The sequence below is a fragment of the Pseudomonas sp. CFII64 genome (assembly GCF_000416235.1).
In the GTDB taxonomy this organism is placed as follows: Bacteria; Pseudomonadota; Gammaproteobacteria; order Pseudomonadales; family Pseudomonadaceae; genus Aquipseudomonas.
Genome location: NZ_ATLO01000025.1, coordinates 74,934 through 97,282, shown reverse-complemented (window position 1 = coordinate 97,282; position 22,349 = coordinate 74,934). Strand labels below are relative to the sequence as shown.

Genomic DNA, 22,349 nt, shown 5'->3' with positions numbered 1-22,349 from the left:
CCATGTCGTCTGATCGCTACATTGATTTCGCCAATTCCGACATAGGCCGTCGCCTGGTTGGCGCGATTGGCCTGCCCAAGCCGGTCAGACTGGAACGCTGGCAGGCCGGACGCCTGCGCCCTGTTGAAGGCACGCTGCTGATCAGCGCCGGACCACTGGCCGATCACGTCCGGCTGTTCGCGCAGCGCCTGACCGATTCGCTTTACAGTTTCGGCAGCGAGATTCCCGGCGCGACCAATTGGGTCGCCGATCAAGGGCCGAAGCTCAAGGCCGTCGTGTTTGATGCCAGCACCTTCAGCCAAATCGATCACCTCAAGCAGCTGCGAGAATTCTTCCAGCCGCTGTTGCGCGGCCTGGACAACAGCGCGCATGTACTGATCCTCGGGCATGCCCCGGCATCCTTGAAAGACCCGATTGCCGCCGCCACTCAGCAGGCGCTGGAAGGCTTCAGCCGTTCGCTGGCCAAAGAGATGCGCAATGGCGGCACCGTGCAACTGTTGCAGGTCGATAACGGCGCCGAGGAACAACTGGAAGGCGCGTTCCGCTTCTTCCTGTCGCCGAAAAGCGCGTTCATCTCCGGCCAGGTCATTCGCCTGCGCCGGTGTGCCACTGAGGTGCAGGACTGGAGTCGCCCGCTGGCAGGTCGCACGGCTTTGGTGACCGGTGCTGCTCGCGGCATCGGCGCGGCCATTGCCGAAACCCTGGCCCGGGACGGGGCGCAAGTCGTGCTGCTCGATGTGCCACAAGCCAAAGCTGACCTCGAAGCGCTGGCTGCGCGCCTCGGCGGACGGGCGCTGACGGTGGATATCTGCGCTGAGGATGCGGCGAGTCAGTTGATTGAACATCTGCCGGACGGGCTGGACATTCTGGTCCACAACGCCGGGATCACCCGAGACAAGACCCTGGCCAATATGCCTGCGGATTTCTGGGATTCAGTGCTGGCGGTCAACTTCAACGCGCCACAAGTCCTCACTCAAGCGCTGGTCGACAGCGGCACCTTGCGCGATAACGCCCGGGTGATCCTCATGTCGTCCACCACCGGTCTGGCCGGCAATCGCGGCCAGACCAACTATGCCGCCAGCAAGGCCGGGCTGATTGGTCTGGCGCGGGCCATGGCGCCGTCGCTGCATGAACGCGGGATCAGCATCAATGCTGTAGCGCCGGGCTTTATCGAAACCAAGATGACCGCCGACATGCCGTTCGCCCTGCGCGAAGCCGGGCGCCGGATGAGTTCGCTAGGCCAGGGCGGCCTGCCTCAGGACGTCGCCGAAGCGGTGGCCTGGCTGGCGCAGCCGGGTTCCGGCGCAGTCAGCGGCCAAGTGCTGCGGGTGTGTGGCCAAAGCGTCATTGGCGCATGAGTGGCGCGGTTAAATACGAGCAAGGAGAAACACGATGAGTGCTCATTGGCTTTATCTGGACAGCCTGCCCACGCTGCCGAATCTGTTTGTGCACGCGGCCCTGAAGCGCAAAGTGACCGGCACTCAATTGCCGGAGCTGGGCCTGCGCTGCTGGATGGCGGTTGATCCGGCCAAGCTGGCGGCGTACCGCCAGGTCTGCGGCTATCCCGACAGCAGCCTGCTGCCGCCGACTTATCCCCATGCACTGGCGTTCCCGCTGCAAATGCAGCTGATGACCGCCAAGGATTTTCCGTTCCCCTTGCTGGGGCTGATTCATCTGGGCAATCGCATCACCGTCCAGCGGCCGTTGGGTGGCGTGAACAAGGTTTACATCGGCGTACATGCGCACAATCTGCAACCCCACGCGAAGGGCGCCACGTTCAGCCTGCTGACTCAGGTTGAAGATTCGCTGGGCATCCTCTGGGAAGAAGAAAGCACCATGCTCTGTCGCGGCGTACAGCTGGAAGGTGCAGCCGAAGGTGATTTCGAGCCCGCGCCCTTGCCGGTCAGCGAAGTGGCGCGTTGGCAGGCGACGGCCGATATCGGTCGGCGTTATGCCAAGACTTCGGGCGACTACAACCCGATCCACTTGAGTGGCCCCAGCGCCAAACTGTTCGGTTTCCCACAAGCCATCGCTCACGGCATGTGGCTCAAGGCCCGCACTCTGGCCGCTCTGGAGGATCATTTGCCCGCGTCGAACGTCGAGATCAACGTGCAATTCCAGAAACCGGTGCGGTTGCCCAGCGAAGTGGTGCTGTCGGCCAGCGCTGCGGGGTCGCATGGGCAGTTCAAACTGGAAGGCGCGCAAGGCATCGTGCATATGCTGGGGAGCTGGCAGCCGGTGGAATAGTTCACGGTCTATCGTAGGACCGGCTTCAGCCGGGAGAGCACTCCTCGCGGCTAAAGCTGCTCCTACGGCTGGATAACCGTATCCCACTTGCGTCCCGTCCCGTTCCCCCGGAAGCTATGCGCCTTCTGGAGAGCATCATGAACCTCGACGATTTGACCCAACGCATGCATCGCATCCGCGATCAAAACGACTGGAAACAATTTCACAGCCCGAAAAACCTGGCCATGGCCGCCAGCGTTGAAATGTCCGAGCTGGTGGAGATTTTCCAGTGGCTCAGCGAAGACCAGTCCCGCCAGTTGCCGCCGGAAAAACTGGCGCATGCCGGGCAGGAAGTCGGCGATATCGTGCTGTATCTGATTCTGCTGTGTGGCGAACTGGGTCTGGATATGGACGCCGTGGTACGCGCCAAGCTGGCGGACAATGAACGCAGGTTCGCCAAATGAGTGACCGCCACTTCGACCAACTGGCGACCCGTTTCGCGGAAAAAATCTACGGCGGCGCCAAGGGCGCGATTCGCCTGGCGGTATTGCAGGCCGATCTCAGCGAAGCGTTGCCGGAGCGCAAGCTGCGCGTGCTGGATATCGGCGCAGGTCTTGGGCATATGTCGCTGTGGCTGGCTGAACGTGGGCATGACGTGACCCTGGCCGAACCCGCCGAACCGATGCTCGAAGGCGCGCGCCAGCGTTTCGCCGAAGCCGGGCAAAGCGCCACTTTCATCCAGGCCCCATGGCAAGAACTGCCCGGTTTGCTCAATGAACCCTATGATCTGGTGGTCTGCCACGCGGTACTGGAATGGCTGGCCGAGCCACACACGATTCTGCCGGTGCTGCATCAATTGACCAAAGCCGACGGCTGGTTGTCATTGGCTTTCTATAACCGTGACGCGTTGGTCTATCGCAACCTGCTCAAAGGCCACTTCCGCAAGATGCGCAAGAACGACATGGCTGGCGAGAAGCAAAGTCTGACACCGCAACAGCCACTTGATCCGCGTGAATTGGCGGCGCAACTTGAAGGCATGTGGCGAGTCGAAACCCAGAGCGGCGTAAGAGTTTTCCACGATTACATGCCGGTCGAGTTCCAGGCCCGTGTAGAACTGGCTGATTTGCTGGAAATGGAACTGGCTCATCGTCGCCATCCGGCTTATGCCGGGCTGGGGCGTTACCTGCATTGGGTGTGTCGGCCGCTCTGATGCATTGGGTGTGTCGGCCGCTCTGAGCAATCGTTGTTAATACAACCTGAGGCCACTGCGGAGGCCATCATGAAACGCCGCTTCGCTTTGATCGCGCTGTGCCTGGGCATCAGCGCCTGCCAAACCGATAATCCGTACAACGCCAGTTCATTGCCGTTGCCACCGGCGCCGCCCCAAGCGGCCACGACGCTGGACATGAGCGCGTACCCTGCCCCGGCCCGGGATTACGGCCGCTACCGCAGCTGGACCTGGCTCAACAGCCAGCTGCCGCCCGGTTCGGCCTGGGCCGACTCGGCGCAAATCGCCGAAGCGGTGAGCAACGGGCTCGATCAACGCGGCCTGCGACCGGCGCAAAACCCCCAGGCGGCAGATTTACGGGTGACGGCCAATACCCGCCTGGAAACCCGTCTGCGTCAGGTGCGCGACGACTACTACGATCCATACTACGGCGGTGCCGGGTTGGGCTACGGACGCTATAACGGTCCCTATCACAATGGTTATGGTTACGGCGGCTACGCGTCCGTGCCGGTGGTGCGCACTTATCAGGAACAGGTCATTGTCGTGCACATCGGCCTGTTCGATGGGCGCAACGGCCAGCCGGTGTGGAGCGCCAGCGCGGAAACCCGCAGCGACGGCAGTTTGTCCGACCGCACCAAAGCGTTGCGCACGGCAGTGCAGAAAGCACTGACCGCTTATCCACCTTCTTGATTGTTTCGGAGAACTGCCATGTTCCGCCGTCTTGTCGTGTTGTCCCTGGCGCTGTTGCTCAGCGCTTGCCAGACCAGCCAGGTCAATCGTGACTTCGATGCCAGCCGCGACTTTGGCGGCTATCGCAGCTGGAGCTGGAAAGAACCCGGCGTGCAATATCAGCCGGATGATCCGCGCATCAAAAGTGATCTGACCGAGCAGCGCATTCGTCAGTCGCTGGGCGAACAGCTGGACCAGCGCGGCCTGCGCATGGCCAAACCGGGCAGCAATGCGGATGTGAAAATACAGACCTGGTTGATCGTCGAAAATCGCCAGCAACTGGTCAGCACCAATTATGGCGGCGGCTGGGGTTCGCCTTGGGGGGGGTACGGCTATTGGGGCGGGCCAATGAATACTGAAACCCGCAGCGTCGATTACAAAGTGACCACGCTGCAGGTTGATATGTACGACGGCAAGGATGGCAAGCTGGTCTGGCGCGGCAGCACCGAGCAGATCCTCAGCGAAAGATCCGCCAATCCGGATGCCCGCAACAACGTGATTCGTCAGACCGTGGCGAAGATCCTGGAGCAGTATCCGCCGCGTTGAACAGGGCCCTGCAAACCGCACTCGCCGGTAGGAGCGGCTTCAGCCGCGAGGCCGCTCCCGGCTAAAGCCGCTCCTACGCCGCCGTACGCAACTTCTCGCTACGCCCACGCAACCATTCCAGCACCAGCAGTAAAACCACCGAGAAACCGATCAACATCGTTGCCGCGGCGGCGATGGTCGGGCTGAGGTTTTCGCGGATGCCGCTGAACATCTGCCGAGGCAAGGTCGCCTGTTCGGGACCGGCGAGGAACAGCGTCACCACCACTTCATCAAACGAAGTGGCGAAAGCGAACAGCGCACCGGAAATCACCCCCGGCGCGATCAGCGGCAAGGTCACCCGACGAAACGCGGTCAGCGGCGACGCGCCAAGGCTGGCGGCGGCGCGTACCAGGTTGTAGTTGAACCCCTGCAAGGTCGCCGACACCGTGATGATCACGAACGGCACGCCCAACACCGCGTGCACCAGGATCAGCGAGATAAAGCTGTTGCCCATTCCCAGCGGCGCGAAGAACAGATAGCTGGCCACGCCGATGATCACCACGGGCACTACCATGGGCGAAATTACCAGAGCCATGACCAGCGCCTTGCCCGGAAAATTGCCACGGGTCAGGCCAATCGCCGCCAGCGTGCCGAAGCCCATGGCCAGGATGGTGGCAGCCGGCGCGATGATCAGGCTGTTTTTCAGGGCACGCATCCACTCGTTCGAGTTGAAGAAGTCCTGATACCAATGCATGGAAAACCCTTGCAGCGGATAGACCAGAAAGCTCCCGGAGTTGAACGACAACGGAATGATCACCAATACCGGCAGCACCAGAAACAACAGGATCAGACCGCACATGATGCGCAGGGCGTAAAACCAGACACGTTCAAGCGGCGAAGAATAGGGACTCAACATGGCGACTTTCCTCAGCTCAAACGCAGGCGGCTGGCGCCGACCAACCAGTTATAAATCAGATACAGCACGACGGTTGCCAACAACAGCAGACCGCCCAGCGCTGTGGCCATGCCCCAGTTGATGCTGGTGTTGGTGTAGAACGCGACGAAGTAGCTGACCATTTGGTCGTTCGGGCTGCCCAGCAATGCCGGGGTGATGTAGTAGCCGATCGCCAGAATGAACACCAACAGACAACCCGCGCCAATCCCGGCGTAGGTCTGCGGGAAGTACACGCGCCAGAAGCTCGCGAATGGATTGCAGCCCAGGGAAATCGCTGCGCGCATGTAGGTCGGGGAAATGCCCTTCATCACGCTGTAGATCGGCAAAATCATGAACGGCAGCATGATGTGCACCATGGAGATGTAGACGCCGACCCGGTTGAACACCAGTTCCAGCGGCTTATCGATAATGCCCATGGCCATCAGCGCGCCATTGATCAGCCCGCTGGATTGCAGCAACACGATCCACGCGGCGACCCGCACCAGAATCGAGGTCCAGAACGGCAGCAGCACGAGAATCATCAACAGGTTGCTTTGCCGTGCTGGCAGGTTGGCCAACAGGTAAGCCAATGGATAAGCCAGGACCAGGCAGATAAGGGTGATGACAAACCCCATCCAGAAGGTGCGGGCGAAGATATCCAGGTAAATCGCTTGATCCGGGGTCGCAGGCGCCACTTCACCGAGGTCATCGATGCGGTGGTCGACAGCGGCCAACAGGTAATAGGGGGTAACGCTACTGGTGTTGCGGCGGATTACCTGCCAATAGGCCGGATCACCCCAACGTTCATCCAATGCTTCGAGCGCATCCTTGTAAGAAGCCGGTTCAGTGGCAAACGGCAAGGCGCGAGCAGTGGTCATCAGCAGGCTGCGGTAGCCGGCCAGTTCCATGTTCAGACGCTTGGACAAATCGCCCAGAGTCGAATTCTTGCGGGTTTCGGCCAGGTCCAGGCTCAGTGCCTTATAGACCGACTCGGAAGGCAGACCTTTGCCGTCCCATTGCGCGACCTGCACGACCGTGGTCGGCAAGGCGTTGACGACTTCCGGATTGCCCACGCTCTTGTAAAGCAGCGCAACGATTGGCACCAGAAACACCAGCAACAGGAAAATCACCAGTGGCGCAATCAGTGCCTGGGCCTTCCAGCGGTTGACCCGTTCGGCACGATCCAGACGCTGTTTCAAGGTGGGGCTGGCGCCGTCAGGCAGGGGCAGGGCGAGGGCCATAGCGAACTCCGAAATCTGTCAACGAGGGACGCGCTTCCCACACAGGAAGCGCGCCCGGATCTAACTCAACTTGATGCGCTTACTTGGCAGCCCAGGAGTTGAAACGCTGCTCCAGTGACTCGCCATTGTCGTTCCAGAATTGCACGTCGATCTGCACCTGATCCTTGATGTTCTCAGGCGTAGTCGGCATGTTCTGCAGGGTTTCAGCGCTCAACAGTTTGACGGCGTCGGTATTGGCCGGACCGTAAGCGATGTTTTCCGAGAAGGTCTTCTGCTGTTCAGGCTGCAAGCTGTACGCGATGAACTTCTTCGCCGCTTCTGCGTTTTTCGAACCCTTCGGAATTGCCCATGCGTCGAAGTCGTAGACGCCGCCGGTCCAGACCACTTTGAGTTTGCTTTCTTTGGCCACCGCTGCAATGCGACCGTTGTAGGCTGAACTCATCACGACGTCACCCGATTGCAGGAACTGCGGAGGCTGTGCGCCCGCTTCCCACCACTGAATGCTTGGCTTGAGCTTGTCGAGCATCTTGAATGCGCGATCCTGGCCTTCTTTGCTGGCCAGCACTTTGTAGACGTCTTTCGGCGCAACGCCGTCAGCCATCAGCGCGAATTCCAGGGTGTACTTGGCGCCTTTACGCAGGCCACGTTTGCCCGGGAATTTTTCGGTGTTCCAGAAATCAGCCCAGCCGGTCGGAGCCGAAGCCAGTTTGTCGGCGTTGTAAGCCAACACGGTGGACCAGACGAAGAAGCCTGCGCCGCAATGGGTAATGGCGCCTTTAACGTATTTGCCAGCGTCGCCGAACAGCTTCGGATCGAGTTCTTCGAACATGTCTTCGTCGCAACCGCGAGCCAGTTCCGGCGATTCGACTTCTACCAGATCCCAGGACACGCTCTTGGTGTCGACCATGGCTTTGACCTTGGCCATTTCACCGTTGTATTCGCCGGCGATGATCTTGCCGTTGCCAGCCTTGTCCCAAGGTGCGTAAAACGCTTTTTCCTGGGCCGCCTTGTTGGCGCCGCCAAAGGATACGACGGTCAGATCGGCAGCCATGGCTTGCGCCGCGCACATCATGCCCAGCGTAATGGCGGTGAGTTTCAAAGATTTGAGCATTTGGTTGTGTTCTCCACGAGCAGTGTTGGTTTTATGCGTTGAGGGCGATCTATCGCCTCTGGCTGATGCCTTTTTATTGGTGAATCAATGCACTTGCTGCAAGGGATCGAGCGCGCGAACGTGCTCGATTTGCCATCCAATTGGCACAACGTCGCCAACGCTCAACGCCGGATCCAGCTCGGCGATGGGCTGCTTGACGAAGAAATCGGTTTTGCCTGCCACTTCCAGGCGCACGCGAACGTGGTCACCCAAATACACAAACTCGGCCACACGGCCGGAGAAACGGTTCACGCAGTTTTCGCTGTTGCCATTGAGGCTGATGCGCTCGGGCCGGATCGACAGGGTCACGGCTTCACCGACCGCGCCGACATTGACGGCCAGGGCTTCGACTTTCTCACCGCGACTGAGCTCCACCACGCAACGCTCGCCGGAATGACTGAGCAACTTGCCATTAAGGCGGTTGTTCTCGCCGATGAAGTTGGCGACGAAGGTGTTTTTCGGCTCTTCATACAAGGTGCGCGGCGGCGCGATCTGTTGGATTTCGCCTTCGTGGAATACCGCAACACGGTCGGACATGGTCAGCGCTTCGCCCTGATCGTGGGTCACGTAGACCACGGTCACGCCCAGGCGCTGGTGCAGATGCTTGATCTCCATCTGCATGTGTTCGCGCAGCTGCTTGTCGAGCGCGCCCAAAGGTTCGTCCATCAGCACCAGTTGCGGTTCGAAGACCAGCGCGCGGGCCAGCGCCACACGCTGTTGCTGACCACCAGAGAGTTGCGCCGGGTAGCGATGGGCGAAGGTGCCCAGTTGCACCATGTCCAGGGCACGTTTGACCTTTTCGCTGATGTCGGCCTTGCTCAGGCCGCGCACCGACAGCGGAAACGCGAGGTTTTCCGAAACGGTCATGTGCGGGAACAGCGCGTAGTTCTGGAACACCATGCCGATGTCGCGCTTGTGCGGCGGCACGTTATTGATGGAGCGGCCAGCGAGGAGGATTTCGCCGGCGGTCGGGGTTTCGAACCCGGCCAGCATCATCAGGCTAGTGGTCTTGCCGGAACCGGAAGGCCCGAGCAGAGTCAGAAATTCGCCTTTGCGAATCTCCAGGTTGAGGTCTTTGACGATGAGGGATTCGCCGTCGTAGCTCTTCTGCACACCACGAAAGCTGACCAGAACATCGTTTGCCCCAGCGCTTGAATCGACGTTGCTCATTACCCACACCTTTGTTTTGTCTGCGTGGGACAAGCCTAGGCCAGGCGTCAAGCCACGCAAATCGGGGGGCAGGAGAGATTGGGGTAGGGATTGCCCTACAGGGATGGCGGGATTAGGTATGTTGTCAGAAGAAAGTGTCTATCGGACCGACGCGTTAGCGGACGCCATGCAATCCGCAGGACCGGCTTCAGCCGGGAGCGGGCCGTTACCTTGACTGTATCTGCGGCGCCAGAACAGCGCTCTCCCGGCTAAAGCCGGTCCTGCAGTATCCACATCAATGAGGTCCAAGACATGTCGTTTTCAGACTCAGAGCAATTTGTGCTCCATGGCGTACTTGACCAGATCCGCCAACGAGTTGAGGTTCATTTTCTGCATCAGGCGCGCTTTGTGGGTGCTGATGGTCTTGCTGCTCAGCGCCAGTTGCTGGGCGATGTCGTTGACGTTGGCGCCTTGGGCCAGGCGCTCGAATACTGAAAACTCCCGCTCGGACAGCAACGCATGCAGCGGCCGGTTATCGGTCAGGCCCACTTCGAACACCATGCGGTCGGCCAGATCCGGATCGATGTAACGCCCACCCGCCGCCACCCGGCGAATCGCCGTCAGCAGCAACGCCGGGTCGCTGTCTTTGGTGGCATAGCCTGCGGCACCGACTTTCAGGGCGCGCGCGGCCATTTGCGCTTCGTCGTGCATCGACAACACCAGGATCGCTGGCGGATTGGTCAGCGCGCGAATCCTCGGGATCGCTTCCAGGCCGTTGACGCCAGGCATGGAGATATCCAGCAGCACCACTTCGCATTCCACGTGACGCAGGGTTTCCAGCAGTTGCTCGCCATTGCTGGCCTCGCCCACCACCAGCAAATCCTTGGCCAGGCCAATCAATTGCTTGATGCCTTCGCGCACAATCGTGTGATCTTCAGCTACCAGTACACGAATCACTTTTCTCGCTCCTGCCCGACTTGATCCAGCGGAATGTATGCCCGCAAGGTTGTGCCTTCACCGGACTCGCTGTCCAGTTCCAATCGCCCGCCGAGCATCAGCACCCGCTCGCGCATGCCCACCAGCCCGAATGAAACCGGCCTGCCCTGCTCCGGCACGAAGCCACGGCCGTCGTCGGCGATGGTCATGCACATCAGATCGCCATCCAGCGTCAGGCTGACTTCCACGGTGTGCGCCTGGGCGTGACGCATGACATTGGTCAGCGCCTCCTGAAGAATCCGGAACATGCCGATGGCCCGGGCGTCACTCAACGCCGGAAGGTTATCCGGCACCTGAACCAGACACGGAATTTGCGTGCGCGCTTCGAAACGTTGCGCCTGCCACTCAATCGCCGAAGCAATGCCGGCATCCAGAATCGGCGGGCGCAGCGCCGTGGCCACGTCGCGTACCAGCTGAAATAACTGCGAGATCAGGCGTTTCATGCTGTTGAGGCGCTCACGCAAACCCGGATCCAGATCGGCGTAAGACAGCTCGCACATGGACGTTTCAAGCTTCAGGACTGTCAGCATCTGCCCCAGTTCGTCGTGCACTTCCCGGGCGATGCGCGCCTTTTCTTCTTCGCGCACGCTTTCCAGATGCGCCGACAATTCCCGCAGTTGCTCGTGATAGCCGCGCCGATCGGTCACGTCGGTGAGGAATACCACGAGGTATTCGGATTCCTGAAAGCGCAGGAAACTCAGGGACACGTCGGCGGGCAAGATGCTGCCATCGGCGCGTACGCAGTTGGTTTCGAAGGTCTGCGCAACGCCTTCGCTGGAACGCGCGCTGCGCCACAGGCTCAGCCAGCGGTCCATGTGCAGGCCGGGTTCGAAGTCGATCAGCGGCCGCTCAACCACACCCCCGGCCTGATAACCCAACATCGCTTCGGCGGCCTGATTGGCATAGCGCACGCGACTGTCCCAGTTGACCCACAGGATGCCGACAGTGCTTTGATCGATGGAAAACTGCGCCAGACGCAGCGCTTCTTCGCCCGCAGCACGGCGCGCGATGTCTTCACGAGCGACCAGCACTTCGCGCTCCAGCGCCTGCTGTTGGCGACGTTGCCAGATGACAATCGCAAAGCAGGCGAGCAGCAGCACCAGCAACAACAGGCAAACATTTTGCCAAAAGCCGGGGGATTCGCTGGCTTTGACTGAATTGAGCGGCAGCCAGCGCGCATGCAGCTGATCCAGTTCCCGCGCTGGAATTGCCTGCAAGGCAGCGCTGATGATCTCCGCCAGTTCCGGCGCGTCCCGCCGCGAGGCAATGCGCAGCAACTGCGGGAAACCGATATCGCCGACGATGCTGAGCCCGGCAAACTCAGGCTCGCGGGACAGGCGACTCAGTTGCGCCTCGTCCAGCACCGCGTAGCGCGCCTGCTGACTCAACAGCAATTGCAGCGCCTGGCGTTCAAGGGGAACGCCTTGCAGATTCAAATGCGGATAGTTGCCGCGCAAATAATCCGCCGTGACGCTGGGCATCCGCACCGCAACACGGGTGCGGCTGTCGAGTTTTTCCAGATCCACGACGCCGCTGCCGTCCCGCTCGCCGACCACCAGTTGCGACACGCGCATGTACGGATCGGAGAACAGCCAGTTCTTCAGGCCCGCCGGGGTTTGCGTCAGGCCGGGCGCGATGTCCACCATGCCTTGGGCCAGGGCATCTTCGAGGGAGGCCTGATCAGGAAAGTTGCGCCACAACAGTTCGACTTGCAGGCTTTTGCCCAGCAGGTTCATCAGGTCGACGTTGGCGCCGGAAAGCTGCTGTTGGCGGCGGTCAAATTGCGCGTACGGCGCCTGCATGACCAGTCCAACCCGCAACTGCCCGCGTTGCTCAAGCCAGCTGTGCTGCTGCGGGGTCAGCACCGAAGGCGTGGAAGCGGCTGGCGCAGCCTGGGCCAATCCCGCACCGATCATCAAGAGCAGGGCCAGACAGCCGATAACACCCGTGCGCAGCAGACCAGTCATTTATAGGTTGTTCCTGTGTGCGATCTGAGACGCGTTGCCTGACAAATGCCGATCAACCCATTAGGCTGCGGAAATAGTTTCTGCTCTGGAATACTCAATGTCCTACACCTTTCGCGCAATGCTTCCTGCATTGTGGCTCGCGCTGATCTTACCCTGTGCGCCGTCTGCAAGCGCTGCTGATCCTGAACCGGCTAAAGATGCTGCCGCCGAGCCCGTCATCGAACGGGCTCCGCTGTTGCCGCGCAGCCAGGAAGACGCGCTGGCCCTTGAAGGCCGCGTCCCGCAAGCCGATCAACAGCAACTGCAAGCCGGGGACGAGACGTTTCTGGCGTTGTGGAAGCCAGCCAACAGCGATGAACCAAAGGGCGCGGTGATTATTGTGCCGGGGGCCGACGAATCGGCGGACTGGCCCGACACCGTTGGCCCGCTGCGTCGACGTTTCCCGGATATCGGCTGGGCCAGCCTGAGCCTGACGCTGCCCGATGTGCAAAGCGATTTCAGCCAGCCGCGAGAAGTCGAAGCGGCACCGGCAGACGCCGCTGGCACCGACAAACCCAAGGAAGTGCCCAAGGACGCCGCGCCGAAAGATGCCGCCGCGCTGGAAGCAGACAAGGCCGCAGCTGCCGAAAAGGAAGCCGCCGCCACTGCTGCGAACGCCGCCGCAGCCGAAGAACAGGCCAAGGCCCAAGCCGAGCGGATCTTCGCCCGCATTGAAAGCGCCATCAGTTTTGCCCAGCAGAACAAGGCCCGCAGCATCGTACTGCTCGGTCATGGCAACGGCGCCTATTGGGCCGCACGTTTCCTGAGCGAACGGCCTTCGCCGCTGGTGCAGAAATTCGTCATGGTCACCGCTCATGAACCGCTGGATGCCAAACCGCCGCTGCTGGAACTGATCCCGACCCTGAAAATGAAGACTTCGGACTTCGTCTACAAGGAACAGGTCCAGGCCCGAGAGGCGGCAACCGCACGCCTGCAAGCCAGCAAACGGACGAAGAGCGCCGGATTTACCCAGGTTGGACTCACAGCCATTCCGGGTAACGAAGAAGCCGAACAGGAACAGATGTTCCGCCGGGTGCGCGGGTGGATCGAGGCGAAGTGATTCACAGACGTGCACCGACTCCGTAGGAGGGACTCGTCCCCGATGGCGGCGGATCGGTCAGAATCATTTCGCCTGACACCCATCCGGTGTCTGCGCCAACGCTTTCCCGGACAAGTCCGGTCCTACCGAGCCATACACCATCCGGTAGGAGGGGACTTGTCCCCGATGGCGTCGGATCGGTCAGAATCATTTCGCCTGACACCCATCCGGTGTCTGCGCCAACGCTTTCCCGGACAAGTCCGGTCCTACCGAGCCATACACCATCCGGTAGGAGGGGACTTGTCCCCGATGGCGTCGGATCGGTCAGAATCATTTCGCCTGACACCCATCCGGTGTCTGCGCCAACGCTTTCCCGGACAAGTCCGGTCCTACCGAGCCATACACCATCCGGTAGGAGGGGACTTGTCCCCGATGGCGTCGGATCGGTCAGAATCATTTCGCCTGACACCCATCCGGTGCCTGCGCCAACGTCTTCCCGGACAAGTCCGGTCCTACCGAAGCAATGCGGAAATCGCGTGTAATGCAACGCTCACCGAAACCCGCGCCGTTCCTTGATCAAGGTGTAGGCGCTGTGCAATTCGCGGGTGCGGTCGGTGGCGTCGCGGACCTGGATCTGGCTTGCGCCGGAACCGGCAATCTTGTCCGGATGGTTACGACTGAGCAGACGCCGATAGGCGCGCTTGATGTGCGCAGGTTCGGAATCGGCCTGCACGCCCAGCAACGTCAGCGCGTGTTGATAGTCGTTGACCTTGCTGGTCAGCGGTTTTCGTTGCGTGTCATGTTCAGCGGCCAGGGCTTCAACTTTCGCCGCCGGCCAACCCAGCCATTTACCCCACAGCACGATCAATTCGCGCTCGTTGCGTGTTGCCCGGCCGTTCGCCCAGGCCATGCGCCAGCAGGCGCGCAGCAAACCTTCGGCGGCATGGGGTTGAGTCCTGAAGTGCCGAAGATAACCGCGCAGAGGATCGCGACCATCCTTGCCCCGGTTGAACGCGGCAATCGCGCGGCGCTGCGCCGGTTCGCTCATGTTCAGCCGACGCATTTCCACTCGGGCCTGCTGGATATGCTGCTCGACCACGCGGCCGTCACGTTTTGCCAACCGCCCCAGCAACAGGAACAACAGCTCATCGTCGCGGGGCACCGGACGGCCGCCCAGCCGAGCGCGCAGATCGGCCCAGCTTTGCAGGGCCAGACGGCGGTCGAGCGCCTGCCCCAGCAAAGCGCCGAGCATGGCGCCCGGAATGCTGGCGATCAGATAACCTGCGCCCGCTCCCAGTAACGTGCCCGGCCACAACATCAGCCAGCCACCGCAAGCAGTCGTTCGACTTCAGCCAGCCGTTCGCGAGTGCCAACATCCACCCAACGCCCGCTGAAATGCTCGCCGGTGACCTGGCCCTGCGCCATGGCTTGACGCAACAACGGCGCCAGCTTGAACGCCCCGGCCTCGCAACCGGCAAACAGACGTGGATGCAAAATGGCGATGCCGCTGTAGGTCAGCCGGGGCCCTGCCGAGTCGTCATCGCGAACCTGCCCGTCGACCAGGGCGAAATCGCCGTTGGGGTTGTGGGCAGGGTTATCGATCAACACCAGATGCGCGAGCCCGGCGATGGGCATGCGCAAATCGGCGAAGTCGTAGTCGGTAAAGATATCGCCATTGACCACAACGAAAGGTTCTTCGCCCAACAACGGCAAGGCACGGAAGATGCCGCCGCCGGTTTCCAGCGGTTCACCTTCCGGCGAGTAGCGAATGCTCAGGTTCAGGCGTTGCCCGTCACCCAGATAATCCTCGATCTGCTGGCCCAGCCATGCGTGGTTGATCACCACATCGTGAAAGCCGGCGTGTTGCAGGGCGCGCAAATGGTATTCGATCAGAGGCACGCCGCCAGCACGCACCAAAGGTTTTGGCGTGTGCAGGGTCAACGGACGCATTCGTTCGCCTTTTCCAGCAGCGAGAATCATCGCTTTCATGCAAGCCTCTTCAACACAATCGATACCCTTCCAGTAGTAATGGCCTTCATACAGCGTGTGTCACCGGTTGCTTCAGGCTGGTCAGCAGTTGGCCCAGCTCGGCCAGCTCGGGACGCCTGGACAACACCGCTTCTATATAAGCAAAGAAACGCGGCACGTCGGCCAGGTAGCGCGGCTTGCCATCACGATGGCAAATGCGCGCGAAAATCCCGATCACCTTCAAATGCCGCTGCACGCCCATCAAGTCGCTGGCCCGCACAAACGCGGCGAAATCGTCCTGCACCGGGATGCCCAAGGCCTGCGCCTTGTCCCAGTAGAGCTTCAGCCAGCCTTGCACGCGATCTTCGGGCCAGCTCAGGAACGCATCCTTGAACAGGCTCGTCACGTCGTAGGTCACCGGGCCGTACACCGCATCCTGGAAATCCAGCACGCCGGGATTGGGCTCGCTGAGCATCAGGTTGCGCGGCATATAGTCGCGATGGACCAGCACTTGGGGCTGCTCCAGCGCGCTGTTGATCAACAGATCGCTGACCCGCTGCCACATGGCCTGCTGTTGCGCGTCAAATTCGGCGCCCTGCTCCCGAGCGACATACCACTGCGGGAACAACTCCAGCTCGCGACGCAGCAATGCCACGTCATAGCTGGGCAACGGCGCATCCATCGGCAACTGCTGAAAAGCCAGCAGCGTATCGAGCGCTTCGGCAAACAAAGCGTCGGCGTTGTCAGCATCGAGGACGTCGAGCCAGGTTTTCTGACCCAGATCGTTGAGCAGCAAAAAGCCCTGCGTCAGGTCTTCGGCATAAATTTTCGGAACATTAATCCCTGATTTATCTAATAAACCTGCGATATCGACGAAGGGTTTGCAGTTTTCCTGGGGCGGCGGCGCATCCATCACAATAAAAGTTCGTTCGCCCCCCTGCCAACGGAAGTAACGGCGAAAACTCGCGTCACTACTGGCCGCAGTCAACGTGGCCGGGGGAATCGCGCCCCAGCCTTGCGCTGCGAACAGCGCGGGAAGTTGCTCATCGAGCCAAGTTTCGAGGTGTTGCAGGCGTACATCTTGATCTGGCATTGCAAGGGTCTCCGACGGCGCTAGCCGTCAAGCGGGTCATGCTTTATTATCCGACATCTTTTTCAGCCCATCGAGAGGCGTGCGGCCCCCCCGCGGGCAGATGGCGCGCAGGAAGCCCGGATTAATAAGATGGCATTGAAATCCCCCGCGTTTCGTAAAAAATTTCCGTTGCTCGTAACCGGCAGTTTGCTGGCGATGCAACCTCTTGCCACTCAGTTCGCGGTCGCAGCGGAACAGTATGACTGTTCAGTGTCTGCTTCGGGCGCCTGGGATTGCGCGCCGAAAACCAACGCCCTCGAATTGCCTCCGCGCCCCGTGCATAGCACGACGTCGGTCAGTTCCAACGGCACGGTCACTTCGGACAGTGGCTCCACCAGTGAACCTGCTGTCGCTACCACCAAACTGGTAACCGAAGCCAAGGGCAAAGGTCTGAAGTCGCGTAGTGCAGACTACAGCCACCTCGATTGGGTTCCTCGCGACAAGCTGACACCTGCGCAACTGGCCGAAACCGGTCCATATTGCTCGGGCGCCTATGTCGAGCCGATCCGGCCCGGCATGGACGACAAGACCAAGATGAGCGACGCGCCGATGTTCATCGGTGCCAAGGCTTCTCGCTACCAGCAGGAAGAGCAGATCGCCACGCTCGCCGGTGACGTTGTATTGCGTCAGGGCAGCATGCAGGTCCAGGCTCAGGAAGCGAGCCTTCATCAGACTGAAAACCGTGGCGAGCTGAACGGCGATGTCCGTTTGCGCGACAACGGCGCCTTGATCGTCGGCGACCACGCCGAACTCCAACTCGACACCGGCGAAGCCCAGGTCGACAACGCAGAATACGTGCTGCACAAATCGAATATTCGCGGTAATGCCCTGTACGCCAAGCGTGCCGAGAACGCGATCATCCGTTTGAAGGACGGTACGTACACCACGTGCGAACCGGGCAGCAACGCGTGGACCCTCAAAGGCAACAACATCACGCTGAACCCGGCTACCGGTTTCGGCACCGCGACCAACGTCACCCTTCGGGTCAAAGACATACCGGTCCTCTACACGCCGTATATCTACTTCCCGATCGACGACCGTCGCCAGTCAGGCTTCCTGCCGCCGACCATCGGCACCGGCAGCGATACCGGCCTCATGCTGGTTACGCCTTACTACTTCAACCTAGCACCGAACTACGATGCCACGCTTTATCCTCGTTACATGGCCAAACGCGGCCTGTTGATGGAAGGCGAATTCCGTTACCTGACCAAAAGCAGCGAAGGTCAGTTCGGCGGCGCTTACCTGAACGATGATGAAGATGAACGTCGTCGTCAGACCGACTACGAAAAAACCCGCTGGATGATCAACTGGCAGCACAAAGGTGGCCTGGACTCGCGCTGGTTGACTCAGGTCGACTACACCGATGTCAGCGATCCTTATTACTTCCAGGATTTGCAGAGCGATCAGATCGGCGTCGATAGCCGCGACTACATCAACCAGCAGGGTTCCCTGACCTACCGTGGTGACACCTACACGGCAGCCGTCAACGCCCAGGCCTACAAGCTGGCAACCGTCGCCAACATCACCCCGTACAACCGCCTGCCGCAGATCACTTTCAACGGTGCGCTGCCTTACAACCCGGGCGGCCTGCACTTCGATTACCAGACCGAGCTGGTGCGTTTTGACCGCGATCTGGAAAAAGGCGACTACGTCGATCAGGACGGTATATCCAGCCCTCGCCTCGACAGGAATGTCACAGGCCTGGCTCGCGCCAATGGCGACCGCCTTAATCTGGCTCCATCGGTCAGCATGCCGATGAACTGGACCTACGGCTTCCTGACGCCGAAATTGAAATACGTCTACACCCAGTACCAACTGGATCTGGATTCCCAGGGCAAGCAGACCCTGCTTCCTGACGAAGAATTCAACAGCAGCGAAAACCGCGCCGTACCAATCTTCAGCGTCGACAGCGGCCTGTACTTCGACCGCAACACGCAATGGTTCGGCAAGAACTATCGCCAGACCCTGGAACCGCGCCTGTTCTATCTCTATGTTCCCGAGAAGGACCAGAGCGACATTCCAATCTTCGACACGGCTGAAACGACGTTCAACTACGCGTCGCTGTTCCGTGACAACCGTTTCGTCGGCTCCGACCGTATCGGCGACGAAAACAAGTTGTCCCTGGGCATCACCAACCGCTGGATCGAAGACAACGGTTTCGAACGTCAACGCTTGAGCGTTGGTCAGGCGCTGTACTTCAAGGACCGCAAGGTTCAATTGCCTGGCATCGAGTTCAAGGATCGTGACGACGCACAAGCGAACGTCTCGCCGTATGCACTCGAATACGAATACCGCTTCAACCGCGACTGGCGTGTCAATTCGGATTTCAACTGGGATCCGGACAGCCACAGCACACGCTCCGGCAGCGCAATGTTCCACTACCAGCCTGAAGACAACCCGAACAAGGTCGTCAACCTCGGCTACCGCTACCGCAATGACCTGGTGCGTTACGACCAGACCACCGGCAAGTGGAGCGTGGGCGGTGGCGATTACGGCACTCCAGGTAGCGCGAACTACGTCAAGGATTACTACAAGATCCAGCAGCATGACTTCTCGGTCATCTGGCCAATCGTTCCGCAGTGGAACGCCATCAGCCGCTGGCAGTACGATTACAACCGCGACCGCACGCTGGAAGCCTTCGGTGGTTTCGAGTATGACAACTGCTGCTGGAAACTGCGTTTGATCAGCCGCTACTGGGTCGACTACGACGAGTTCAGCCAGGACGCCCCTCAGAACGAGAAAGGCGACCACGGCGTATTCCTACAAATTGTGTTGAAGGGACTTGGTGGCGTTACCGGCGCCAAAGTAGAGAGTTTCCTCGACAAAGGCATTCAAGGTTATCGTGAACGTGAAGACCAAGCTTTCTGATTGTCTGCGCCCGCTGCTGCTGGGCGCGTTACTCCTGGGGACTGCAGCGCATGCTGCGGTCCAGCCGCTGGACAGCGTGGTGGCCATTGTCGATAACGACGTGATCATGAAGAGCCAGATGGACCAGCGTGTCCGTGAGGTTCAACAGACCATCGCCAAGCGCGGTTCGGGCGTTCCACCTGCAGAAGCACTGCAGCCGCAGGTTCTGGATCGTCTGATCCTGGAAAACCTGCAGTTGCAGATCGGCGAACGCTCCGGCATTCGAATCACCGACGAAGAGCTGAACCAGGCCATCGGCACCATTGCCCAGCGCAACAACATGAGCGTGGACCAGTTCCGCGCCGCGTTGTCCCGTGACGGGTTGTCCTTCAACGATGCTCGCGAGCAGGTTCGTCGCGAAATGATCATCAGCCGGGTGCGTCAGCGCCGGGTTGCCGAACGCATCCAGGTCTCCGAACAGGAAGTGAAGAACTTCCTTGCTTCCGGCCAGGGCAAGGCTCAGCTGTCGGAAGAGTTCCACCTCGCCAACATCCTGATCGCCACGCCGGACAGCGCGTCCTCGGACCAGATCCAGACCGCTGCCCGCAAGGCTCAAGACCTGTACGGCAAGCTTAAGCAAGGCGCTGACTTCGGTCAGATGGCAATTGCCAACTCCGCCAGCGAAAGCGCCCTGGAAGGCGGCGACATGGGCTGGCGTAAAGCCGCTCAGCTGCCACCGCCGTTTGGTGACATGCTCGGGACCATGCCGATTGGCGACGTAACGCCTCCAGCACGGACTCCAGGTGGTTTCATCATTCTCAAGTTGCTGGAAAAACGCGGCGGTGAAGGCCAGGCTCAAATGCGCGATGAAGTGCATGTGCGTCATATCCTGATCAAGCCAAGCGAGATCCGCAGCGAAGAAGAAACCAAGCGTCTGGCGCAGAAGATCTACGACCGCATCCAGAATGGCGATGACTTCGGCGAACTGGCGAAGAGCTTCTCCGAAGATCCGGGTTCGGCACTCAACGGCGGCGATCTGAACTGGGTTGATCCCAACTCGCTGGTTCCGGAATTCCGTCAGGTGATGAACGACACGCCGCAAGGCACGTTGTCCAAGCCATTCAAGACCGCTTACGGCTGGCACGTACTGGAAGTCCTTGGCCGCCGCGCCACTGACAGCACCAACCAGGCCCGTGATCAGCAAGCCCTGACCGTGTTGCGTAACCGCAAATACGACGAAGAGCTGCAAACCTGGCTGCGTCAGATCCGCGACGAAGCCTACGTTGAAATCAAGCTCCCTGGCGCCGCCCAGGCTGCGCAGTGAAACCAAAGCGTTTCGCTCTGACACCCGGCGAGCCGGCCGGCATTGGTCCTGACCTTTGCCTGCTACTCGCCACGCAGCCTCAGCCGCACCCCCTGATTGCCATTACCAGCCGCGACCTGCTCACCGAGCGGGCCGCGCAACTGGGCGTGGCCGTCAACCTGATTGGCGTCACACCCGACGCCTTTCCCGATCAGCCTGCGCCTGTTGGCAGCCTGTACGTCTGGGATACGCCGTTACGCGGACCTGTCGTCGCCGGCGAGCTGAACACGGCCAATGGCCCGTTCGTTCTGGAAACCCTGACACGCGCCGGGCAAGGCTGCATCGACGGCGATTTCGTCGGCATGATCACCGCGCCCGTTCACAAAGGCGTGATCAATGACAGCGGCATCCCGTTTTCCGGCCACACCGAGTTCCTCGCCGAACTGACTCACACCGAACAGGTGGTGATGATGCTGGCGACCGGCGACTTGCGTGTCGCGCTGGTCACGACGCACCTGCCTCTGCGCGACGTGGCCGATGCCATCACTGCCGAGCGACTGGAGCGCGTAACCCGCATCCTGCACGCCGATCTGGTCAACAAGTTCGGCATCGCACGCCCACGCATCCTGGTCTGCGGGCTGAACCCGCATGCTGGCGAAGGCGGACATCTGGGCCGCGAAGAAATCGACATCATTGAACCCACTCTGGAGCGTCTGCGCAGCGAGGGCCTGGATTTGCGTGGCCCGCTGCCCGCCGACACTCTGTTTACCCCAAAATATCTGGAGCACTGCGATGCAGTGCTGGCGATGTACCACGACCAGGGCTTACCCGTGCTGAAATACAAAGGTTTCGGCGCCGCAGTCAACGTGACCCTCGGCCTGCCGATCATTCGTACTTCTGTCGACCACGGCACCGCGCTGGATCTGGCGGGCAGTGGCAAAATCGACACCGGCAGCCTGCGAGTCGCCCTGGAAACCGCCTATCAGATGGCCGAGACCCATTCATGACCGAGCAATTCCAACACAAGGCGCGCAAACGCTTTGGGCAAAACTTCCTGCACGACGCTGGCGTGATCGACAAAATCCTGCGTGCCATTCGTGCCAAGCCAGAAGACCGCCTGCTGGAAATCGGGCCGGGCCAGGGTGCCCTGACCGAAGGCCTGCTCAACAGCAACGCGCAACTGGATGTGGTTGAGCTGGACAAGGACTTGATCCCGATCCTGATTCACCAGTTCGGCACCAAGCCAAACTTCAACCTGCATCAGGGCGACGCGCTGAAGTTCGACTTCACCAGCCTCAACGCGCCCGCCAACAGCCTGCGTGTGGTGGGTAACCTGCCCTACAACATCTCCACGCCGCTGATTTTTCATCTGTTGCAAAACGCCGACCTGATCCGCGACATGCACTTCATGTTGCAGAAAGAAGTGGTGCAGCGTATGGCGGCAGGCCCTGGCGGCGGCGATTATGGCCGTTTGTCGATCATGGTTCAGTATCACTGCCGTGTGGAACATCTGTTCAACGTCGGACCGGGCGCGTTCAATCCGCCGCCGAAAGTCGATTCAGCCATCGTTCGTCTGGTGCCGCACGAAACCCTGCCGCATCCCGCCAAGGATCATCGCCTGCTTGAACGCGTCGTGCGCGAAGCCTTCAATCAGCGGCGCAAGACCTTGCGCAACACGCTCAAGCTGCTGCTTACCAGCGATGACATTACCGCCGCTGGCGTGGACGGCAGCCTGCGTCCAGAACAACTGGATCTGGCCGCGTTCGTGCGCCTGGCCGACATACTCAGCGAGAAGCCGGTCGAGGCGTAATGCGCGCAGGACATGCGGGGGATTAGTCTATCCAGCCCACATGTCCTAGACTGACTTCCCCGGCTT

Annotated in this window: 20 protein-coding genes; 11 read left to right on the top strand and 9 right to left on the bottom strand. The window is 60.4% G+C overall.

Annotated features, from left to right (window positions below; genetic code table 11):
* The first annotated feature begins 2 nt into the window (after positions 1-2).
* The 6 genes from CFII64_RS11435 to CFII64_RS11410 all read left to right on the top strand — a co-directional run bounded on the left by CFII64_RS11435 (position 3) and on the right by CFII64_RS11410 (position 4,729).
* Positions 3-1,358 (top strand): 3-oxoacyl-ACP reductase, encoded by a 1,356-nt coding sequence (locus tag CFII64_RS11435; RefSeq protein ID WP_020290935.1) that lies wholly within the window; start codon positions 3-5, stop codon positions 1,356-1,358.
* A 34-nt stretch (positions 1,359-1,392) separates the two neighbouring features.
* Positions 1,393-2,247: a MaoC/PaaZ C-terminal domain-containing protein gene (locus tag CFII64_RS11430; protein WP_020290934.1), complete on the top strand. Its 855-nt coding sequence runs from the start codon at positions 1,393-1,395 to the stop codon at positions 2,245-2,247.
* 137 nt (positions 2,248-2,384) lie between these two features.
* On the top strand, positions 2,385-2,690 hold the full coding sequence (locus tag CFII64_RS11425; RefSeq protein ID WP_020290933.1) for a nucleotide pyrophosphohydrolase: 306 nt from the start codon (positions 2,385-2,387) through the stop codon (positions 2,688-2,690).
* Entirely contained in the window at positions 2,687-3,436 is a 750-nt protein-coding gene (locus CFII64_RS11420) for a methyltransferase domain-containing protein (RefSeq protein WP_020290932.1), read from the top strand. The genes CFII64_RS11425 and CFII64_RS11420 overlap by 4 nt, the downstream gene beginning before the upstream one ends.
* A gap of 69 nt (positions 3,437-3,505) precedes the next feature.
* Entirely contained in the window at positions 3,506-4,144 is a 639-nt protein-coding gene (locus tag CFII64_RS11415) for a DUF4136 domain-containing protein (RefSeq protein WP_020290931.1), read from the top strand.
* 18 nt (positions 4,145-4,162) lie between these two features.
* The gene (locus CFII64_RS11410) at positions 4,163-4,729 is read left to right on the top strand and encodes a DUF4136 domain-containing protein (protein ID WP_020290930.1); all 567 of its coding nucleotides are present in this window, start codon (positions 4,163-4,165) and stop codon (positions 4,727-4,729) included.
* A 73-nt stretch (positions 4,730-4,802) separates the two neighbouring features.
* On the opposite strand, the gene CFII64_RS11405 is transcribed toward CFII64_RS11410, so the two are convergent.
* The 6 genes from CFII64_RS11405 to CFII64_RS11380 all read right to left on the bottom strand — a co-directional run bounded on the left by CFII64_RS11405 (position 4,803) and on the right by CFII64_RS11380 (position 12,145).
* Positions 4,803-5,624: an ABC transporter permease gene (locus CFII64_RS11405; RefSeq protein ID WP_020290929.1), complete on the bottom strand. Its 822-nt coding sequence runs from the start codon at positions 5,622-5,624 to the stop codon at positions 4,803-4,805.
* An 11-nt stretch (positions 5,625-5,635) separates the two neighbouring features.
* A complete protein-coding gene (locus CFII64_RS11400; RefSeq protein ID WP_020290928.1) occupies positions 5,636-6,883 on the bottom strand; it encodes an ABC transporter permease in 1,248 nt (415 codons plus the stop codon).
* Positions 6,884-6,962: 79 nt separating this feature from the next.
* A complete protein-coding gene (locus CFII64_RS11395; RefSeq protein ID WP_020290927.1) occupies positions 6,963-7,994 on the bottom strand; it encodes a polyamine ABC transporter substrate-binding protein in 1,032 nt (343 codons plus the stop codon).
* A gap of 84 nt (positions 7,995-8,078) precedes the next feature.
* Positions 8,079-9,203 (bottom strand): ABC transporter ATP-binding protein, encoded by a 1,125-nt coding sequence (locus tag CFII64_RS11390; RefSeq protein WP_020290926.1) that lies wholly within the window; start codon positions 9,201-9,203, stop codon positions 8,079-8,081.
* A gap of 306 nt (positions 9,204-9,509) precedes the next feature.
* On the bottom strand, positions 9,510-10,139 hold the full coding sequence (locus tag CFII64_RS11385) for a response regulator transcription factor (RefSeq protein WP_020290925.1): 630 nt from the start codon (positions 10,137-10,139) through the stop codon (positions 9,510-9,512).
* On the bottom strand, positions 10,136-12,145 hold the full coding sequence (locus CFII64_RS11380) for a transporter substrate-binding domain-containing protein (RefSeq protein ID WP_020290924.1): 2,010 nt from the start codon (positions 12,143-12,145) through the stop codon (positions 10,136-10,138). The genes CFII64_RS11385 and CFII64_RS11380 overlap by 4 nt, the downstream gene beginning before the upstream one ends.
* 97 nt (positions 12,146-12,242) lie before the next feature.
* On the opposite strand from CFII64_RS11380, the gene CFII64_RS11375 reads away from it, so the two are divergent.
* Complete coding sequence (locus tag CFII64_RS11375; RefSeq protein ID WP_020290923.1) at positions 12,243-13,244, top strand: alpha/beta hydrolase family protein; 1,002 nt, start codon at positions 12,243-12,245, stop codon at positions 13,242-13,244.
* A 529-nt stretch (positions 13,245-13,773) separates the two neighbouring features.
* On the opposite strand, the gene CFII64_RS11370 is transcribed toward CFII64_RS11375, so the two are convergent.
* Genes CFII64_RS11370 through CFII64_RS11360 form a run of 3 tightly spaced genes read right to left on the bottom strand, consistent with a single transcriptional unit; the run spans position 13,774 to position 16,284 of the window.
* Complete coding sequence (locus CFII64_RS11370; RefSeq protein ID WP_020290922.1) at positions 13,774-14,541, bottom strand: TerB family tellurite resistance protein; 768 nt, start codon at positions 14,539-14,541, stop codon at positions 13,774-13,776.
* Positions 14,541-15,212, bottom strand: a complete 672-nt coding sequence (murU, locus tag CFII64_RS11365; RefSeq protein ID WP_020290921.1) for an N-acetylmuramate alpha-1-phosphate uridylyltransferase MurU — start codon at positions 15,210-15,212, stop codon at positions 14,541-14,543. The genes CFII64_RS11370 and murU overlap by 1 nt, the downstream gene beginning before the upstream one ends.
* 46 nt (positions 15,213-15,258) lie before the next feature.
* Positions 15,259-16,284 carry an aminoglycoside phosphotransferase family protein gene (locus CFII64_RS11360; RefSeq protein WP_020290920.1) on the bottom strand — a complete coding sequence of 342 codons (1,026 nt, stop codon included), beginning with the start codon at positions 16,282-16,284 and terminating at the stop codon, positions 15,259-15,261.
* A 129-nt stretch (positions 16,285-16,413) separates the two neighbouring features.
* On the opposite strand from CFII64_RS11360, the gene CFII64_RS11355 reads away from it, so the two are divergent.
* Genes CFII64_RS11355 through rsmA form a run of 4 tightly spaced genes read left to right on the top strand, consistent with a single transcriptional unit; the run spans position 16,414 to position 22,283 of the window.
* On the top strand, positions 16,414-19,191 hold the full coding sequence (locus tag CFII64_RS11355; RefSeq protein ID WP_020290919.1) for an LPS-assembly protein LptD: 2,778 nt from the start codon (positions 16,414-16,416) through the stop codon (positions 19,189-19,191).
* Positions 19,172-20,494 carry a peptidylprolyl isomerase gene (locus tag CFII64_RS11350; protein ID WP_020290918.1) on the top strand — a complete coding sequence of 441 codons (1,323 nt, stop codon included), beginning with the start codon at positions 19,172-19,174 and terminating at the stop codon, positions 20,492-20,494. The genes CFII64_RS11355 and CFII64_RS11350 overlap by 20 nt, the downstream gene beginning before the upstream one ends.
* Positions 20,491-21,480, top strand: a complete 990-nt coding sequence (gene pdxA, locus CFII64_RS11345) for a 4-hydroxythreonine-4-phosphate dehydrogenase PdxA (RefSeq protein ID WP_020290917.1) — start codon at positions 20,491-20,493, stop codon at positions 21,478-21,480. Before CFII64_RS11350 ends, pdxA begins: the two co-directional genes overlap by 4 nt.
* Positions 21,477-22,283 carry a 16S rRNA (adenine(1518)-N(6)/adenine(1519)-N(6))-dimethyltransferase RsmA gene (rsmA, locus tag CFII64_RS11340; protein ID WP_020290916.1) on the top strand — a complete coding sequence of 269 codons (807 nt, stop codon included), beginning with the start codon at positions 21,477-21,479 and terminating at the stop codon, positions 22,281-22,283. The genes pdxA and rsmA overlap by 4 nt, the downstream gene beginning before the upstream one ends.
* Positions 22,284-22,349: the final 66 nt, after the last annotated feature.

What these genes read in the sequence shown, in the direction of transcription:
- rsmA (WP_020290916.1), top strand. Translation starts at nt 21,477, where the DNA reads ATGACCGAGCAATTCCAACACAAGGCGCGCAAACGCTTTGGGCAAAAC.
- CFII64_RS11415 (WP_020290931.1), top strand. Translation starts at nt 3,506, where the DNA reads ATGAAACGCCGCTTCGCTTTGATCGCGCTGTGCCTGGGCATCAGCGCC.
- CFII64_RS11395 (WP_020290927.1), bottom strand. Translation starts at nt 7,994, where the DNA reads ATGCTCAAATCTTTGAAACTCACCGCCATTACGCTGGGCATGATGTGC.
- CFII64_RS11425 (WP_020290933.1), top strand. Translation starts at nt 2,385, where the DNA reads ATGAACCTCGACGATTTGACCCAACGCATGCATCGCATCCGCGATCAA.
- CFII64_RS11375 (WP_020290923.1), top strand. Translation starts at nt 12,243, where the DNA reads ATGTCCTACACCTTTCGCGCAATGCTTCCTGCATTGTGGCTCGCGCTG.
- CFII64_RS11380 (WP_020290924.1), bottom strand. Translation starts at nt 12,145, where the DNA reads ATGACTGGTCTGCTGCGCACGGGTGTTATCGGCTGTCTGGCCCTGCTC.
- CFII64_RS11390 (WP_020290926.1), bottom strand. Translation starts at nt 9,203, where the DNA reads ATGAGCAACGTCGATTCAAGCGCTGGGGCAAACGATGTTCTGGTCAGC.
- CFII64_RS11360 (WP_020290920.1), bottom strand. Translation starts at nt 16,284, where the DNA reads ATGCCAGATCAAGATGTACGCCTGCAACACCTCGAAACTTGGCTCGAT.
- CFII64_RS11410 (WP_020290930.1), top strand. Translation starts at nt 4,163, where the DNA reads ATGTTCCGCCGTCTTGTCGTGTTGTCCCTGGCGCTGTTGCTCAGCGCT.
- CFII64_RS11400 (WP_020290928.1), bottom strand. Translation starts at nt 6,883, where the DNA reads ATGGCCCTCGCCCTGCCCCTGCCTGACGGCGCCAGCCCCACCTTGAAA.
- CFII64_RS11435 (WP_020290935.1), top strand. Translation starts at nt 3, where the DNA reads ATGTCGTCTGATCGCTACATTGATTTCGCCAATTCCGACATAGGCCGT.
- CFII64_RS11430 (WP_020290934.1), top strand. Translation starts at nt 1,393, where the DNA reads ATGAGTGCTCATTGGCTTTATCTGGACAGCCTGCCCACGCTGCCGAAT.
- murU (WP_020290921.1), bottom strand. Translation starts at nt 15,212, where the DNA reads ATGAAAGCGATGATTCTCGCTGCTGGAAAAGGCGAACGAATGCGTCCG.
- CFII64_RS11355 (WP_020290919.1), top strand. Translation starts at nt 16,414, where the DNA reads ATGGCATTGAAATCCCCCGCGTTTCGTAAAAAATTTCCGTTGCTCGTA.
- CFII64_RS11420 (WP_020290932.1), top strand. Translation starts at nt 2,687, where the DNA reads ATGAGTGACCGCCACTTCGACCAACTGGCGACCCGTTTCGCGGAAAAA.
- CFII64_RS11405 (WP_020290929.1), bottom strand. Translation starts at nt 5,624, where the DNA reads ATGTTGAGTCCCTATTCTTCGCCGCTTGAACGTGTCTGGTTTTACGCC.
- CFII64_RS11370 (WP_020290922.1), bottom strand. Translation starts at nt 14,541, where the DNA reads ATGTTGTGGCCGGGCACGTTACTGGGAGCGGGCGCAGGTTATCTGATC.